This is a genomic window from Bradyrhizobium sp. HKCCYLRH2047 (assembly GCF_051168175.1).
Classification (GTDB): Bacteria; Pseudomonadota; Alphaproteobacteria; order Rhizobiales; family Xanthobacteraceae; genus Bradyrhizobium.
Genome location: NZ_JBNPUM010000006.1, coordinates 40369 through 55159 on the forward strand (window position 1 = coordinate 40369; position 14791 = coordinate 55159).

Below are 14791 nucleotides of genomic sequence, written 5' to 3' on the forward strand. Positions count from 1 at the left end.
GCGCCCGTTTTGCTTGGAGGTTGTGTGATCAGGCGCTGGCGCGGCGCGCGGTCAGCCATTGGCTCGGCGCCAGCGGCTTCGACACCACGCGGACCTCTCCGATGCTGCCGATGAAGCCATCGGACGGCGCGCGGTCCCACCAGCCGCAGCCGAGCGCCCAGGGCTGGGACGCTGCGACGCTCGCGATGCCGTTGCCGCCGATCACGCTGCGCACGACCGGCGCGCCCTCGATGTAGAGCACGGTGGAGTTATCGGTGGGGTCGTTGACGATGGCGAGGTGATACCAGGTGTCGAGCATGATCTCGCCGGACCAGTCGGTCTGCGGCTGCCTGGTCGAGCTCGACGGCACGATCTCCCACTGCACCTCGCGGAGGTTGGAGATCGCGAACAGGATCGGCGGCGATTCCGGGTCGCCGCCGGCATAGCCCGGCAGCCAGCCGCGGTTGCCGAAGCGGGTGAGTATGTTGCACCAGGCATGATCGGCCGCCTTCCAGTTCGGATCGATCTTGATGAAGGCCTCGACCGTGTAGCCGGATGCGAAGGTCGCGGCATTGATCGGCGCGTTGGCCGCCGTCGTGAACCAGCTGAAGCGGCCGGCGCCTTGCTTGGTGGTGTTGAGGAACTGAACGCTCCCCGGCGCTGACGACAGGCGGTGCTTGTCGGCGGTGAAGGCCACATCGGCGACCTCCGCGGCACCGGCGAGCGATGCGCGCTGCATTGGGTTGGCGGCGGTGAGGTCCGACAGCGCGGTGCCGGCGGCCACCGCCTTGCCGATCGCCGACGACGCGATCCGCCAATGCGCTGTTGTCTCGGCGATCAGCGGATAGTCCTGTTCGTTCGCGGGCGGCACCACCACCGGCTCCGGCGCCTCGGTGTAGTTGGCATAGAGATCCTGCTTCACCCGCGGCAGGATCGGCGTGCCGGCGAAGGCCGGCAGATGGCAGAAATTGGTGAAGCGTGAAAAACGCCGGCGGAAGTCGATGGCAATCGAGAACTCGTGGTTGTCCTCCGTCAGCCAGGCGCGGTCGAACTGCTTGAGACTGTCCTTCGGCTTCTCGACCACCCAAGGCGAGAACGAGGCGACGTCGATCTTGTTGGCCGTGAAGTCGAACTCGTAGAGCCGCATCAGGCCGTTGCCGCCCTGATAGGCCATCTGATAGTCGACCACCATCTGGTGCACGGGGTTATGGAAGTCGTTGATCTTCGTCAGCAGCGCGCCGCCATGATAGTGGCCGTTGAGCGTCATGAAGATCTGGTCGTTGCTGCGGATCAGCTTCTCCCAGAGGTATTGACCGTAGGCGACCTCGAGCGGGCTCGTGCCGTCATTGGCGATGTTGAGCAACTGGTGGTTGGCGAGGATGACCGGCAGCATCGGGTGCCGCGCGATCATGCTGCGCGCCCAGGCGACGGCGTCGTCCGAGGCACGCCACGACAGCGACAGCACCATGAAGCTGACGCCGCAGGCGTGGAACACATGCGCCTCGTGCCAGCCGCTCGGATGCCGCTCCAGGAAGGTCCGCTGCTTCGCCGCGCGGCTGGCCGGAAACCAGGACAGATACGGCTCCGATGAACCGCGCTGCGCATCGGTGCCCGCGCTCTGGCTCGCCGCGCTCTCGAACTCCAGCGCCGACAGCACGTCGTGATTGCCGGCCAGCACCGAATACGGCCGGCCGGCATTCTCCAGCAGCTTCATTGCGGCGTCGGCGACGGCCCATTGCTGCGGATGCCTGGACTGGTCGACGACGTCGCCGAGATGGATCGTGAATGGGATGTGATATTTCGCGGCGTTGTCGACAATGAACTGGGTCTGCGCCGGATAGGGCGTGCTGCCATATTGCCGCTGATAGGCCTGGCCTTCCTCGGAGGTCGCATAGCGCGAGTAGAACTGCGTATCGGGGAGGACGGCGAGCGCAAAGCTGGTGGTGACGTGGTGATGATGGTGGTGCATGCGCCAATGCGCGTGCGCGGCCTGGCCCGGCAACAGGCTGGCACCGAGGCCGAGCGCCGAGACGCCCATGGCATTGCGCAGCAGCGTGCGGCGATCGACGCCCTGGGTTGCTTGCGGATCGCGCGACGGATGATTTGGTGCGGCCTGGCTGTCGTATGAATCGTCGTCGAAAGACATTCTCGTCCCCATCGCATGCGACCGATCGCGCTGCTGTCGCGCCGTGGTAGGGAGAGATGATCTCAAATTTGAGAAGGTTTCTTATCGTTTCCATGAGTGTTCGGTGCGGAGCGGGAAACGATTGATTCCACATGCTCAGTTCCGCAACTCTCAATAATGAGCTGCATTTCGTGCAATCAAGGCGGGCGCGCATGGTGCCTGGCGCGATCGGTTTTGAATCCTGTTTGCAGCATTTTGCGCAGCAATTTGCCGACGAGTTGTGCCGAGCTTTTCGAGAAAACTTGGTATCCCAGGCAAACCTCTTTCGAACAGACCGCTCGCTAGGTTGATCGCGACAAGGCCGCGCTAACCAAAGTCTCCGCGCCGCCGCAGCAACCGAGGTGACGGATGGCACTCGACAGCATGACGCTCGACATCGTAGCGACCATGGTCGCGGCGCTGCTTGGCGCCATGTTGCTGCACTTCGGACGGCAGGAGAACACGCCGGCGCTGCGCTGGTGGGGCGCGGCCTATGTCCTCGGCGCGGTCGCGATCGCGCTGTGGACGTTGATCGGCGAGCTCTATGGCGAGGTGGTGTCGCTGTTCCTGAGCTCGATCGGCCTGATCGCCACCGCCATGGTGTGGAACGCCGCGCGCGTGTTTCATGGCAAGCCGCCGAGCGTGCCCGGACTCGTGCTCGGCGCCATCGTCTGGATCGCCAGCGGCATGCTGCTCGATCCCTCGGCGCAGGCGCTGCGGCTGACGATCGGCGCCGCGATCGTCGTGATCTATGCCATGCTCACCGCGGCCGAGCTGTGGCAGGAGCGGCGGCGGTCTCTGCACAAGCGCTGGCCGGCGCTGATCGTGCCGGTGATGCACGGCTTCGTCCTGATGCTGCCGATCCTGCTCGGCAACATGCTGCGCGAGTCCGACGGCGCCTTCGCCGGGGCCTGGGTCACGATCTTCTCGATCGAGCTCGTGCTCTACGCTGTCGGCACGGTGTTCGTGATCTTCATGCTGGTGTCGGAGCGCATCGTCAGCGCCCACAAGCGCGCGGCGACCACCGACCCGCTGACGGGCCTGCTCAATCGACGCGGCTTTGCCGAGTCCTGCGCGCAACTGATCGAGCGCGAGGCGCGCGAGCAGCGGCCGGTCAGCGTGCTGATCTTCGACATCGATCATTTCAAGTCGATCAACGACCGCTTCGGCCACGCCGAGGGCGATGAGGTCCTGAAGATCTTCGCAGACGTCGTGGTCAACAATCTGCGCCTCACCGACCTTTCGGGCCGGATCGGCGGCGAGGAGTTCGCAGCTCTTCTGCCCTGTTCCATCGAGGAGGCCATGGTCGCCGCCGAGCGTGTCCGCGAGGCGTTCGCGGCCTCCGGCGTGGTGTGCGAGGACAAGCCGGTGGACACCACCGTCAGCATCGGCGTCGCCGGCGGGCCGGGCGGGACCGAACTCGACGTGCTGCTCGCGGCCGCCGATACCGCGCTCTACAAGGCCAAGCGCTCCGGTCGCAACCGGGTCGAAGCGTCGGAGGAGCTGCCGCTGTCGCTCGACCGCTACCGCCGCCAGCGCGCCGCCGCTTCTGCCAGCCTGCCGCAGTCGGAACAGGCGGTATTGTCGAGCTGAGGCGCGGCTTTCGCTCGCCCGAGGTCTGGGCTAGACAAGCGGTCCAACGCCAGGGGAGGCCGACAGACCATGATCACGGAAATCGCCCAGATCGACGTCAAGCCGGGCACGGAGAAGGATTTCGAGGCCGCCGTCGCGAAGGCGCGCGCCGCCTTCGGCCGCTCCAAGGGCTTTCACGGCTTCGAGCTGCACAAGTCGATCGAGAAGCCGCAACGCTACCGCCTGATGGTGAAGTGGGAGACGCTCGAGAGCCACACGGTCGATTTCCGTGGCTCGGAGAACTTCACCGAATGGCGCGGCCTGGTCGGGCAGTATTTCGCCAGCCCTCCGGATGTCGAGCACACCGAGACGGTGCTGACCTCGGCCGGCTGAGCACCGCGTAGCCGCTGCTGCCGACGGAACGCCACCATGACGCATGACGATCTGGTCGAAGCCTACTCCGCGGCGGGACGGCACTACCATGATCTTCGCCACATCCAGGACTGCCTGGCCGAGCTCGCTCGCGTTGCCGACCTCAACGTCCGCGACCGCGAGATCCTGACGCTCGCGATCTGGTGGCACGACGTCGTGTATGATCCGACGCGGTCCGACAATGAGGAGCAGAGCGCCGTCCTTGCCGAGCGTCATGTCGCGGCCGATCTGCGCGACGAGGTCGGACGCCTGATCCGGCTGACCCGCACCCACGATGTCGCGCCCGGCGATCGGCTGGGCGCGCTGCTCGTCTCGATCGATCTCGCCATTCTCGGCAGCGACGAGGCCAGCTACGACGCCTATGCCGATGCGATCCGGCGCGAATATGCTGATGTGCCGGACGACGCCTACCGCGCCGGGCGCGCGGCGGTGCTGGAGCGCTTCGCAAGCCGCCCCGTGATCTATCCGGATGCGGGCTTTGCCGCCGCGCTCGACCGGAAGGCGCGGAGCAATCTCGCCCGCGAGCTGCGCGGCCTTCGATCCTAAGCGGATCAGCTCAGGCGTTTTTGAACGGCCGCATCAGCGCGGCAATGCAGCCTGCGCAGCATCGCATGAGCGAATGTGGCTTGTGTTTTGCCGTCGCGCGACATGCAATGAGATGACACGCGCGTCGCCACGGCGTGCTCTCATTTTCCGGAACTCCGTCATGCCGATCATCAACCGCGCCGCCGAGCTCGCCGAAGACGCCAAGGTCTGGCGCCGCGACTTCCACCAGCATCCCGAACTGCTCTACGAGGTGCATCGGACGGCCGCGCGCGTTGCCGAGCTGCTGAGGTCGTTCGGCGTCGACGAGGTCGTCGCCGGTATCGGCAGGACCGGCGTGGTCGGCGTCATCCGCGGGCGCGAGCCGTCGCAGCGTGTCATCGGCCTGCGCGCCGACATGGATGCGCTGCCGCTGCAGGAGGTCGGCGACCTCCCGCACAAATCGACCATTCCGGGCCGGATGCACGCCTGCGGCCATGACGGCCACACCGCGATGCTGCTGGGCGCGGCGCGCTATCTCGCCGAGACGCGCAACTTCGCCGGCACCGCCATCGTCATCTTTCAGCCGGCCGAGGAGGGTGGGGCCGGTGGCCGTGCGATGGTCGAGGACGGCCTGATGGAGCGCTTCGGCATCGAGGAGGTCTATGGCCTGCACAACGCGCCGGGTCTTCCGCTCGGGACCGTCGCGACGCGCACCGGCGCCGTGATGGCCGCGGCCGACACCTTCGAGGTGCGTCTGAAGGGCCTCGGCGGCCATGCCGCGCGGCCGAACAAATGCGTCGATCCGATCATCGCTGGCGCGCAGATCGTGACCGCGCTGCAGACGATCGTGGCGCGCAACGTCGATCCGGTCGAGAGCGCGGTGCTGTCGATCACGCGCTTCCACGCGGGGACGACCGCCGACAACATCATTCCGCAGACCGCGATCATCGGCGGCACCGTGCGCACGCTCGACGAGGACATCCGCCGTTTGATGGACGAGCGCTTCAAGGGCCTCGTGACGGCGCTCGCGAGCGGCATGGGCGTCGAGGCGGAGATCGATTACGAATGGGGGTATCCGGTCGTCATCAACCATGCGGAGCAGACCGCGTTCGCCGCCGACGTGGCGCGCAGCGTCGTCGGGCCGGATCAGGTCATCACCGACATGCCGCCCCGGCTCGGCGGCGAGGACTTCGCCTACATGCTGCAGGCGCGGCCCGGCGCGTTCGTCTTCATGGGCATCGGCGATGGCGCCGGTGTGCATCACCCCGAATATGATTTCAACGACGACGTGATCCCGCACGGCATCAGCTATTGGGCCAAGCTGGTCGAGACCGCGATGCCGGCCGGCTGAACCGCCGCAACCGATCTCTCAGATCGCGGCGGCGGCGTCCTCGGTGCGGTGGTCGCTCTTGAAGTAGTCGATCATGACCTTGGCGATCGCCATCAGCGGCAGCGCCAGGGTCAGGCCCCAGACGCCGAAGACGATGCCGAGCAGGATCTGGAACGCGAACAGCGTGGCCGGCGGGATGTCCAGCGCCTGGCGCTGGATCAGCGGCGTCAGCACATAGCTCTCCATCGCGTGCACGCCGAGGAACAGCACGAAGGCGCTGACCGCAGCGACCCAGCCGGAGGCAAGGCTCGCCAGCACCACGATGACGCCGGCGATGATCGCGCCGACGGTTGGAATGAACGCCAGCAGGCCGGCCTGGATGCCCAGGATGAACGAGCTCTGCACGCCGATGATGGCAAGGCCGATCCAGGTGACCAGGAAGACCGCGAACATCGTCGTGATCTGGGCGATCAGCCAGCGCTCCAGCGTGTAGCTGATGCGGTCGACGATCACGGTGGCCTGGTCGCGGTACTTCGCCGGCGCCAGGAACAGCAATCCGCTGCGGTAGACCGCCGGCTGGGCCGCGAAGGCCAATCCTAAGAACAGCACGATGAAGAAGTTGCCGACGGCGCTGACGGTGCCGAGCAGCAGCTTGAAGGTCTGGCTGACGATGGCGCCGCCGGAGGAGGCCAGCGCGCTCGGCGAGGGCAGGCCGCCCGGCAGGCCATGGGACGGCGTCTGGGTCGGTGTGGTCGAGCCGCCATCAGGTGCGGCAGTGGCCGTGTTCGCAGCGTTGAAGTCGAAGAAGCTGGTGTCGATGCCGTTGCGGTCGAGGAAGCCCTTGATGTTGCCGAGCTGCGACTTGATCGTATCGCTCAGCACCTTGGCCTGCTCCGCGATGGTGGTGCCGCCCAGGAAGACGATGCCGACGAGCACGGCCGCGAGCGCCACGCAGACGATGACGAGCCGCGCCGGGTGCGGCCAGGGCAGCACGCGGCCGAGCAGGCTGGTCATCGCATTGAGCGCGACACCGAGCAGCATGCCGGAGAACAGCAGGAACAGCGCCGCAGCGTAATACCAGCTGAAGGCGAGCGCGGCCATGAACAGGATCACCCCGATGCCGCCCACGGCGATGGCCCAGGCCAGGTCGCTGCGGGCCTGGAGGCGCGGGTCGGCGGGGGCGGTCATGGGGGGTCCTCTGTGCTGATCGGCCCCACACATTGGCGAAAACGGCTGGCGGATCAAGCGCAGGCTTGGGATCGGGGTGCGGCGGGGCGCTTGCGGGGTTGTCCGGAATTGGCATTGGCGACCCGCGCCGCCATATGTTGATCCGGCTTTGCGACACAGGCATGATTTGTCGAGGCATGATCTGTGCCTCCGGGCTCATTGGAGATCGAGCCTGGGCTCCCAGGGAGAGAAACGAGGGCCATGAAGCGTCCGGTCGTCGGCGTGATCGGCAACAGCCATCGCGTCGAGAACAGGTTCACCGTACAGATGGTGGGCGAACGCAACCTGAGCGCCGTGGCCGAGGTCGCAGGCGCGCTGCCGCTGATGTTTGCCGGCGTTCCCGAGATCACCGACATCGCCGCGCTGCTCGATGTCGTCGATGGCGTGGTCCTGACCGGCGCCCGTGCCAACGTGCACCCGACCCGCTTCAACACCGAGCCCAGTCTCAAGCACGAGCCCTACGACATCCATCGCGACGAGGTCGCCCTGCAGTTGACGGAGGCTTGCGTCTCCCGAGGCATCCCGCTGTTCGGCATCTGCCGCGGCCTCCAGGAGATGAACGTCGCCTTCGGCGGCTCGCTGCATCCGGAGATCCGCGAGATTCCCGGCCGCATGAACCATCGCATGCCCCGGCTGGAGAATGGCGAGATCCATCCCGATCCGACCGTCATCTTCGCCGACCGCCACGAGGTGCGGCTGACCCCGGGCGGCGCCTTCGCCGGCATCCTCGGCTGCGAGAGCATCAAGGTGAATTCGCTGCACGGCCAGGGCATCCTCGAGCCGGGCGACCGCGTCGTCATCGAGGGCATCGCCGAGGACGGCACCATCGAGGCGATCCGTATCGCCGACGCGCCGAGCTTCGCATTGGGCGTGCAATGGCACGCCGAATACGATCCGCAGAAGAACCCGATCAACCGCAAGCTGTTCGAGGCGTTCGGGGATGCCGTGAGGAAGCGGCGGCAGTCGTCGTGACGTCGGCCTGAACCCGAGATGCGGCGAAACAGACCTAACGATGCCGGCCGCGTTGTTTCGCAGTCTCACAAGGGTTCATTGATGCGCCATGTCTTGACCACCGTCCTTGCGCTGGCTGTTGCCAGTCCTGCTTCTGCTCAGACCGCGCCGCCGACCGAAGGGCCGATCACCTGCGCGCTGCCCGCGGCCGCGACCGACACGGCGAAGAGCCTGAAGCAGCGCTATGGCAGTGAAGCCGTGATCGAGGATCTGCCGGGGGCGGAGGGGGAGACCTACAAGGGCCTCGTGCTGTTTCCCCGCGCGATGGACCGCCGCATCGAAGTCGCCTTCATCGAAGACAAGACCGCCACGGTGTCCGGACTGACCCTTCGCGACACCGCCAAGACCAGCCGCTGGACCGTGGCCGGCATTTCGATCGGCGCGAGCCTCGCTGCGGTCCAGAAGGCCAACGGCAAGCCTTTCGTCGTCGCGGGCTTCGGCTGGGACTATGGCGGCTATGTCACCGACTTCAAGAACGGCGCCCTCGGGCGCATGCTGCCGGGCGGCTGCTCGGTGACCGTGCGGTTCGGCACCGAGAAGGATACGCCGCGGGCGCTCTCCGGCGATGGCGTGAAGGTGTCGTCCGACAATCCGGCGCTGCTGAAGCTCGCGCCCGTGGTGACCGAGATCGGAGTCAATTTCGCTGCGAAGTAATCGGAGTCATCCCTCGGCGCCGGCTGAGACCGGTGATCGTCACCACCATTGATCGATCACGATGAGTGTCTGCCTCCGCTCGGCGGAAACCCGTACAGCCGCTGGGCGTTATCGGCGAGGACGCGGTTGCGGGCGGCGGCATCGGGCACCCAGTCGGCCAAGAGGTCGAGCAGCTCGCCGACGTTCATCATGTGGCCGCGGTGCGCGACGTGCGGCCAGTCGGAGCCCCAGACGCAGCGGTCGGGGGCGGCCGCGTGGAGGCGGCGGACGAAGGGGACCGTGTCGGCATAGGGCGGTCCGGCGACTGTGTTGCGGTAGGCGCCGGACAGCTTGACCCAGGCGCCGTCGCGCACCAGCGAGACCAGCGTCTGGAAGCCGGGATCGGCTGTCCCACGCGACACCGGGAAGTGGCCCCAGTGATCGATCACGATCGGCACCGCGAGCCCTTCCAGCCGCGGCGCCAGGGCCGGCAGGTCGGCGGCGTCGATCAGGAACTGCAGGTGCCAGCCGAGCTCGCGGGCGAGCGCGGCGTAGTCGTGCAGCTGATCGAAGCCGATGCCGCCGCCATAGAGAACATTGAGGCGCAAACCGACCACGCCGGCCTGCTGCAACGCCGCCAGCTCGCGGTCCGGCAGGCCGAGCGGGATCACCGCGATGCCGCGCAGCCGCTCGCGGTTGGCGCCCAGCGTCTCGACCATCAGGCTGTTGTCGGTGCCGTGGACGCTGACCTGGACCAGCACGCCATAGGTCATGCCGGTGGCATCGAGCATCGCCAGATAGGAGGCCGCGGTGGCCTCCGGCGGCGTGTAGCTGCGCTCGGCCACGAAGGGATGGCGCGGCGGCAGCCCGATGACATGGGCGTGGGTGTCGACCGCGCCTGGCGGCACGATGAAGCGGGAGGCCCTGCGCGGATGCGGATCGGGCCCCGCGCAGGCGGGAGCCCGATCGGCGTCGGGTGCGATCTCACGCATCGGCGTGCAGCACCTTGCCGCGCGTCTCCGGCAGCGCATAGGCGGCGACGAAGAACAGCGCATAGGCGAACAGAGCGAACAGGCAGATCGCGGTGGCGAGCGAGGTCATCTGCGACAGATAGCCGACCAGGAACGGAAACAGCGCGCCGATGCCGCGGCCGAAATTGTAGCAGAAGCCCTGGCCGGAGCCGCGCAAGCGCGTCGGATAGAGCTCGGTGAGGAACGCGCCCATGCCGGAGAAATAGCCCGAGGCGAAGAAGCCGAGCGGAAAGCCGAGCAGCCACAGCAGCTCGTTCGACAGCGGCAGCTGGGTGTAGGCGGCGACCACGACCATGGCGCCGAGCGAGAACACCAGGAACAGGTTGCGCCGGCCGAAACGATCCGCATACCAGGCGCCGACCAGATAGCCGATGAACGAGCCGATGATGAGCGCGGCGAGATAGCCGGTCGAGCTGACGATCGAGAGCTTGCGCTCGGTGGTGAGGAAGCGCGGCACCCAGAAGGTGATCGCGTAGTAGCCGCCCTGGCAGCCGGTCGCCACCAGCGAGGCGAGAATGGTGGTCTTCAGGATCGGTCCCTGGAAGATCTCCAGGATCGAGGGGCGGTCGCCGGCGGCGGCGACCTTCGCGCGGGCGGCGGCGGCGACCTCCGGCTCCTTCACGAAGGCGCGCAGATACAGCACCAGCAGCGCCGGCAAGGCCCCGATCGCGAACATCCACCGCCACGCCTGATCGGCCGGCAGCAGCGAGAACAAGGCGGCTTGCGCCAGCACCGCGAGGCCCCAGCCGACGGCCCAGCCGGACTGCACGCTGCCGACGGCGCGGCCGCGATACTGGGCGCGAATGGTCTCGCCCATCAGCACCGCGCCGGCCGCCCATTCACCGCCGAAGCCGAGTCCGAGCAGGGCTCGCAGCACCAGCAATTGCTCGAAGTTCTGCGCGAACGCGCACAGCAGCGAGAACAGCGAGAACCAGATGATGGTGAACTGCAGCGTCCGGACGCGGCCGATGCGGTCGGCGAGATAGCCCGCCGCCCAGCCGCCGAAGGCCGAGGCGAGCAGCGTCACCGTGCCGGCGAGGCCCGCGGTGCCGGCGTCAACCTTCCACAGCGCGATGATCGTGCCGATCACCAGCGGGTAGATCATGAAGTCCATGCCGTCGAGCGCCCAGCCCGTGGCGCAGGCCCAGAAGGTGCGCCGTTCGGCCGTGGTCATGCCATTGTAGAAGCCGGTGAGGCTCGTATCCTCGATCGGCACCACCGTGTCTGCAGCTGTCGACATCCTCGCCTCCCATACGCCGCTCTTGTTGAACGGTCGACCCGCGGCAGAGTTCGCTGAAAGATCCGGCGGTGTCTGTCAGAAAATCGTCAGGATCGGCGCTGCTGCGTGCAGCCTTGTCAGGAAATCACCGGCCGCCGCGCTGCATGCGGCGATAGCGGGCCGGACTCTCGCCCGTCACCGCCCGAAAGACGGCGCCGAAATGCGATTGCGAGGAGAAGCCGAGCGACAGCGCGATCTCGACGATCGGCAGATCGGAGGTCGAAAGCAGCCGGCGCGCGGCCAGCACGCGCTGCTCGACGACGAACCGATGCGGCGTCGTTCCGGTCGCCTGCTTGAAGCTGCGGAGGAAGGAGGACGGGCTCATCCCCGCCACCTCCGCCATCGCGGCCAGCGTGACCGGCGCACCGGGATCGGCGCGAACGAACTCCGTGACGCGCGCCCGCATCCGGTCGTCCAAGGGCGGCGTCTGCTCCAGTCCGGGTGGGCGCTGCACTGCGTAGCGGTCCGAGACGTGCAGCGCGAGCGTGTAGGCGAACTGTTCGGCGAGCAGCCGGCTTGGCCTTTCGCCGCCGCCGCAGCTCTCGACCAACCGCGTCGCCGCCGCTTCGAGCATCGGATCTTCGGTGTCCCAGGCCTGGTTCGTCAGGGTGACCGGCGCTGCGGAGCCGCGCGACGCCGCGACCTCCTTCAGCAGGGCATCGCCGAGATACAGCAGCAACAGCTGGCCCGAACGGACCTCAGGCACGGCATCGACCACCACGCTGCAGCCGGGCTGGCCGATCCGGAAACGCCCCGCGCTGACCGGCGCATCGCGCCGGACCGTGCCATCCTCGATCAGGACGTGACGCCGGACGTCGTACAGCGTGATCGCCACCGTCGGGACCGGCAGCTCGCCATACTCGTAGAGGTGCGGCCCGGTGACCTCGCTGACAGCCGCGGCAAACCCGGCCGTCGACCACAGGTCGATCAGCGCCGATTGCCGTCGTCCCGTGACGCGCTCGGCATGGCGAAGGGGATTGAGCTGCATGGGGGCGAGGTGCGTCTGGCTGAATGGCTGCCATAAATTTTAGCATTGTCTTGCCGGGCTGGCGACTTCCGGCAGGCAGGGCGCGGCGTTCTCCAACCTCGCGGGTCGCAACCGCCTTCATGGCCGCGCTGGTCGTTGGCAAATATTATCCGGGTGATATTTACAAGGCATATTTTATCCGGGTATATATCTTCTGGAACCCCGGAGGATCTAAAGCGATGACCGGCAAATTCCACCTCGTTTGCGGCGCGACCGGCGCCGGCAAGACCACTTACGCACGCGACCTCGTCAGGCGCTGCAACGGGGTTCATTTCTCCATCGACGAATGGATGGTGGAGCTGTTCGCCAGCGATCAGCCCGAGCCGATGCGCTTCGACTGGATCGCTGAGCGGGTCGGGCGCTGCGAACATCAGATCGGGCGCATGGCTATCAGCTGCGCGCAAGCCGGCGTCGCGCCGGTGCTCGACCTGTCGTTTCTGCGCGCCAGCAGCCGGGCGAGCTTCGCTGCCCTGGCCCGGCAAGCCGGGTTCGACGTCACGCTGCATTTCCTCGACGTTCCGGCCGATGAACGATGGCGGCGCGTCAGCTCCCGCAACGAGACGCGGGACGAAACGTTCTCGCTCACCGTCACACGGCCGATGTTCGACTTCATCGAAAGCATCTGGGAGCCGCCGACATCTGCGGAGATGAGCGCTCATCAGGGCGTGTACGCCTTCCCGCGACAAAGCGCGCCTGGTTGACGATCGGGCCTCATGGTTCGAGACGGCGCGCGAATGGCCGTTACTCGCCCTCATGCGCCGATGGGCGCGCGCCTCCTCACCATGAGGGTCGGGCACCGAAGGTGGCGCTGCACATGGACAATGAACACGCCGACCGGCGTGTTCATGGAGAGTAGAGGCTGTAAGGTTCGCAGAGACGCAGACGTTCCGGGTGAAATCTCCACCCTCATCCTGAGGAGCTTGGCGAAGCCAAGCGTCTCGAAGGACGAGGCCCGTGATCTTTTTTCAACAAACAACGCGCCATTTAACAAAAAGGCGCCCCGCGAGGGGGCGCCTTCGTGATCCGCCGATCGTGTCGGGCGATCAGCCCGAGTAGTACATGTCGAACTCGACCGGGTGCGGGGTCATTTCGAAGCGCTCGACCTCGGTCATCTTCAGCGCGATGTAGCTGTCGATGAAGTCGTCGTCGAACACGCCGCCGGCCTTCAGGAAGGCGCGGTCCTTGTCGAGGTTCTCGAGCGCCTCGCGGAGCGAGCCGCAGACGGTCGGGATCTGCTTCAGCTCTTCCTTCGGCAGGTCGTAGAGATCCTTGTCCATCGCCGGGCCCGGATCGAGCTTGTTCTTCACGCCGTCGAGGCCGGCCATCAGCATCGCGGCGAAGCCGAGATAGGGGTTGGCCATCGGATCGGGGAAGCGGACCTCGACGCGCTTGGCCTTCGGCGAGGAAGTGTAGGGGATGCGGCACGAGGCCGAGCGGTTGCGCGCGGAGTAGGCGAGCAGCACCGGCGCCTCATAGCCCGGGACCAGACGCTTGTAGGAGTTGGTCGACGGGTTGGTGAAGGCGTTGATCGCCTTGGCGTGCTTGATGATGCCGGCGATGTAGGACAGGCAGGTCTCCGACAGGTCGGAATACTTGTTGCCTGCGAACACCGGCTTGCCGTCCTTCCAGATCGACTGGTGGACGTGCATGCCCGAGCCGTTGTCACCATAGACCGGCTTCGGCATGAAGGTGGCGGTCTTGCCGTAGATGTGCGCGACCTGGTGGATGCAGTACTTGTAGATCTGCATCTGGTCGGCCATCAGGGTCAGCGTGTCGAACTTCATGCCGAGCTCGTGCTGGGCGGAAGCGACCTCGTGATGGTGCTTCTCGACCTTGACGCCCATGCGCGCCATCGCGCCGAGCATCTCCGAGCGCATGTCCTGCACCGAGTCCTGCGGCGGCACCGGGAAGTAGCCGGCCTTGGTGCGGATGCGATGGCCGAGATTGCCGCCCTCATACTCGGTGTCCGAGTTGATCGGCAGCTCGGAGGAGTCGAGGCGGAAGCCGGTGTTGTAGGGCGAGGAGCTGTAGCGGACGTCGTCGAACACGAAGAACTCGGCCTCGGGACCGACGAACACGGTGTCGCCCACGCCCATCGACTTCACCATCGCCTCGGCCTTCTTGGCGATGCCGCGCGGGTCGCGATTGTACGGCTCGCCGGTGGTCGGTTCGAGCACGTCGCAGGTGATGATCATGGTGGTTTCGGCGAAGAACGGATCGATCGTCGCGGTCACCGGGTCGGGCATCAGGCACATGTCGGATTCATTGATCGCCTTCCAGCCGGCGATCGAGGAGCCGTCGAACATGGTGCCTTCGGCAAAAATGTCTTCGTCGATCATGCTGACGTCGAAGGTGACGTGCTGCCACTTGCCCCGCGGGTCGGTGAAGCGGAGGTCGACATATTTGACGTCGTTGTCCTTGATTGCTTTCAAGACGTCCTTGGCGGTCTTCATGAATACCCCTCTTGGCTTATAACGTCACGGCCCGGCGCGGGACGGCGTCCGCGGGTCATGCTCCATTAGCCTCGCGCGGGGACCAAGACAATATCGGAAACGCCAAAACGGCCGCGTGCAAGCGCCTC

13 protein-coding genes are annotated in these 14791 nt (G+C 66.5%); 7 read left to right on the forward strand and 6 right to left on the reverse strand.

Features of this window, described 5'->3' with window-relative positions:
- Positions 1–28: 28 nt before the first annotated feature.
- Positions 29–2125 (reverse strand): LamG-like jellyroll fold domain-containing protein, encoded by a 2097-nt coding sequence (locus ACQR1D_RS15915; RefSeq protein WP_316181461.1) that lies wholly within the window; start codon positions 2123–2125, stop codon positions 29–31.
- Positions 2126–2512: 387 nt separating this feature from the next.
- On the opposite strand from ACQR1D_RS15915, the gene ACQR1D_RS15920 reads away from it, so the two are divergent.
- The 4 genes from ACQR1D_RS15920 to ACQR1D_RS15935 all read left to right on the forward strand — a co-directional run bounded on the left by ACQR1D_RS15920 (position 2513) and on the right by ACQR1D_RS15935 (position 6023).
- Positions 2513–3736 carry a diguanylate cyclase gene (locus ACQR1D_RS15920; RefSeq protein ID WP_434893902.1) on the forward strand — a complete coding sequence of 408 codons (1224 nt, stop codon included), beginning with the start codon at positions 2513–2515 and terminating at the stop codon, positions 3734–3736.
- Positions 3737–3805: 69 nt separating this feature from the next.
- Positions 3806–4108 (forward strand): antibiotic biosynthesis monooxygenase family protein, encoded by a 303-nt coding sequence (locus tag ACQR1D_RS15925; RefSeq protein ID WP_315799676.1) that lies wholly within the window; start codon positions 3806–3808, stop codon positions 4106–4108.
- A 36-nt stretch (positions 4109–4144) separates the two neighbouring features.
- Positions 4145–4693, forward strand: a complete 549-nt coding sequence (locus tag ACQR1D_RS15930; RefSeq protein WP_315799677.1) for an HD domain-containing protein — start codon at positions 4145–4147, stop codon at positions 4691–4693.
- A 160-nt stretch (positions 4694–4853) separates the two neighbouring features.
- Positions 4854–6023: a M20 aminoacylase family protein gene (locus ACQR1D_RS15935; RefSeq protein WP_315799678.1), complete on the forward strand. Its 1170-nt coding sequence runs from the start codon at positions 4854–4856 to the stop codon at positions 6021–6023.
- Positions 6024–6041: 18 nt separating this feature from the next.
- On the opposite strand, the gene ACQR1D_RS15940 is transcribed toward ACQR1D_RS15935, so the two are convergent.
- On the reverse strand, positions 6042–7190 hold the full coding sequence (locus ACQR1D_RS15940; RefSeq protein WP_315799679.1) for an AI-2E family transporter: 1149 nt from the start codon (positions 7188–7190) through the stop codon (positions 6042–6044).
- Positions 7191–7430: 240 nt separating this feature from the next.
- On the opposite strand from ACQR1D_RS15940, the gene ACQR1D_RS15945 reads away from it, so the two are divergent.
- Together ACQR1D_RS15945 and ACQR1D_RS15950 are read left to right on the forward strand one after the other, a co-directional pair.
- Complete coding sequence (locus tag ACQR1D_RS15945; RefSeq protein WP_315799680.1) at positions 7431–8201, forward strand: gamma-glutamyl-gamma-aminobutyrate hydrolase family protein; 771 nt, start codon at positions 7431–7433, stop codon at positions 8199–8201.
- A gap of 81 nt (positions 8202–8282) precedes the next feature.
- Positions 8283–8894 (forward strand): hypothetical protein, encoded by a 612-nt coding sequence (locus tag ACQR1D_RS15950; RefSeq protein WP_315799681.1) that lies wholly within the window; start codon positions 8283–8285, stop codon positions 8892–8894.
- A 56-nt stretch (positions 8895–8950) separates the two neighbouring features.
- On the opposite strand, the gene ACQR1D_RS15955 is transcribed toward ACQR1D_RS15950, so the two are convergent.
- From ACQR1D_RS15955 to ACQR1D_RS15965, 3 genes are all read right to left on the reverse strand, one after another.
- The gene (locus ACQR1D_RS15955) at positions 8951–9865 is read right to left on the reverse strand and encodes an amidohydrolase family protein (protein ID WP_316217848.1); all 915 of its coding nucleotides are present in this window, start codon (positions 9863–9865) and stop codon (positions 8951–8953) included.
- Positions 9858–11144: an MFS transporter gene (locus tag ACQR1D_RS15960; protein WP_315799683.1), complete on the reverse strand. Its 1287-nt coding sequence runs from the start codon at positions 11142–11144 to the stop codon at positions 9858–9860. Before ACQR1D_RS15960 ends, ACQR1D_RS15955 begins: the two co-directional genes overlap by 8 nt.
- Before the next feature lie 124 nt (positions 11145–11268).
- Positions 11269–12171 (reverse strand): helix-turn-helix domain-containing protein, encoded by a 903-nt coding sequence (locus ACQR1D_RS15965; RefSeq protein WP_434887129.1) that lies wholly within the window; start codon positions 12169–12171, stop codon positions 11269–11271.
- Between the two features lie 119 nt (positions 12172–12290).
- On the opposite strand from ACQR1D_RS15965, the gene ACQR1D_RS15970 reads away from it, so the two are divergent.
- Positions 12291–12911 (forward strand): AAA family ATPase, encoded by a 621-nt coding sequence (locus ACQR1D_RS15970; protein ID WP_434893903.1) that lies wholly within the window; start codon positions 12291–12293, stop codon positions 12909–12911.
- Positions 12912–13253: 342 nt separating this feature from the next.
- Here ACQR1D_RS15970 and glnA read toward each other — a convergent pair whose 3' ends face one another.
- Complete coding sequence (glnA, locus tag ACQR1D_RS15975) at positions 13254–14663, reverse strand: type I glutamate--ammonia ligase (protein ID WP_316181446.1); 1410 nt, start codon at positions 14661–14663, stop codon at positions 13254–13256.
- Positions 14664–14791 lie beyond the last annotated feature (128 nt).

Bases quoted from the DNA above. Each gene is read 5' to 3' on its own strand.
- ACQR1D_RS15915 (WP_316181461.1), bottom strand. From the start codon at position 2,125: ATGTCTTTCGACGACGATTCATACGACAGCCAGGCCGCACCAAATCAT.
- ACQR1D_RS15920 (WP_434893902.1), top strand. From the start codon at position 2,513: ATGGCACTCGACAGCATGACGCTCGACATCGTAGCGACCATGGTCGCG.
- ACQR1D_RS15925 (WP_315799676.1), top strand. From the start codon at position 3,806: ATGATCACGGAAATCGCCCAGATCGACGTCAAGCCGGGCACGGAGAAG.
- ACQR1D_RS15930 (WP_315799677.1), top strand. From the start codon at position 4,145: ATGACGCATGACGATCTGGTCGAAGCCTACTCCGCGGCGGGACGGCAC.
- ACQR1D_RS15935 (WP_315799678.1), top strand. From the start codon at position 4,854: ATGCCGATCATCAACCGCGCCGCCGAGCTCGCCGAAGACGCCAAGGTC.
- ACQR1D_RS15940 (WP_315799679.1), bottom strand. From the start codon at position 7,190: ATGACCGCCCCCGCCGACCCGCGCCTCCAGGCCCGCAGCGACCTGGCC.
- ACQR1D_RS15945 (WP_315799680.1), top strand. From the start codon at position 7,431: ATGAAGCGTCCGGTCGTCGGCGTGATCGGCAACAGCCATCGCGTCGAG.
- ACQR1D_RS15950 (WP_315799681.1), top strand. From the start codon at position 8,283: ATGCGCCATGTCTTGACCACCGTCCTTGCGCTGGCTGTTGCCAGTCCT.
- ACQR1D_RS15955 (WP_316217848.1), bottom strand. From the start codon at position 9,865: ATGCGTGAGATCGCACCCGACGCCGATCGGGCTCCCGCCTGCGCGGGG.
- ACQR1D_RS15960 (WP_315799683.1), bottom strand. From the start codon at position 11,144: ATGTCGACAGCTGCAGACACGGTGGTGCCGATCGAGGATACGAGCCTC.
- ACQR1D_RS15965 (WP_434887129.1), bottom strand. From the start codon at position 12,171: ATGCAGCTCAATCCCCTTCGCCATGCCGAGCGCGTCACGGGACGACGG.
- ACQR1D_RS15970 (WP_434893903.1), top strand. From the start codon at position 12,291: ATGGCCGCGCTGGTCGTTGGCAAATATTATCCGGGTGATATTTACAAG.
- glnA (WP_316181446.1), bottom strand. From the start codon at position 14,663: ATGAAGACCGCCAAGGACGTCTTGAAAGCAATCAAGGACAACGACGTC.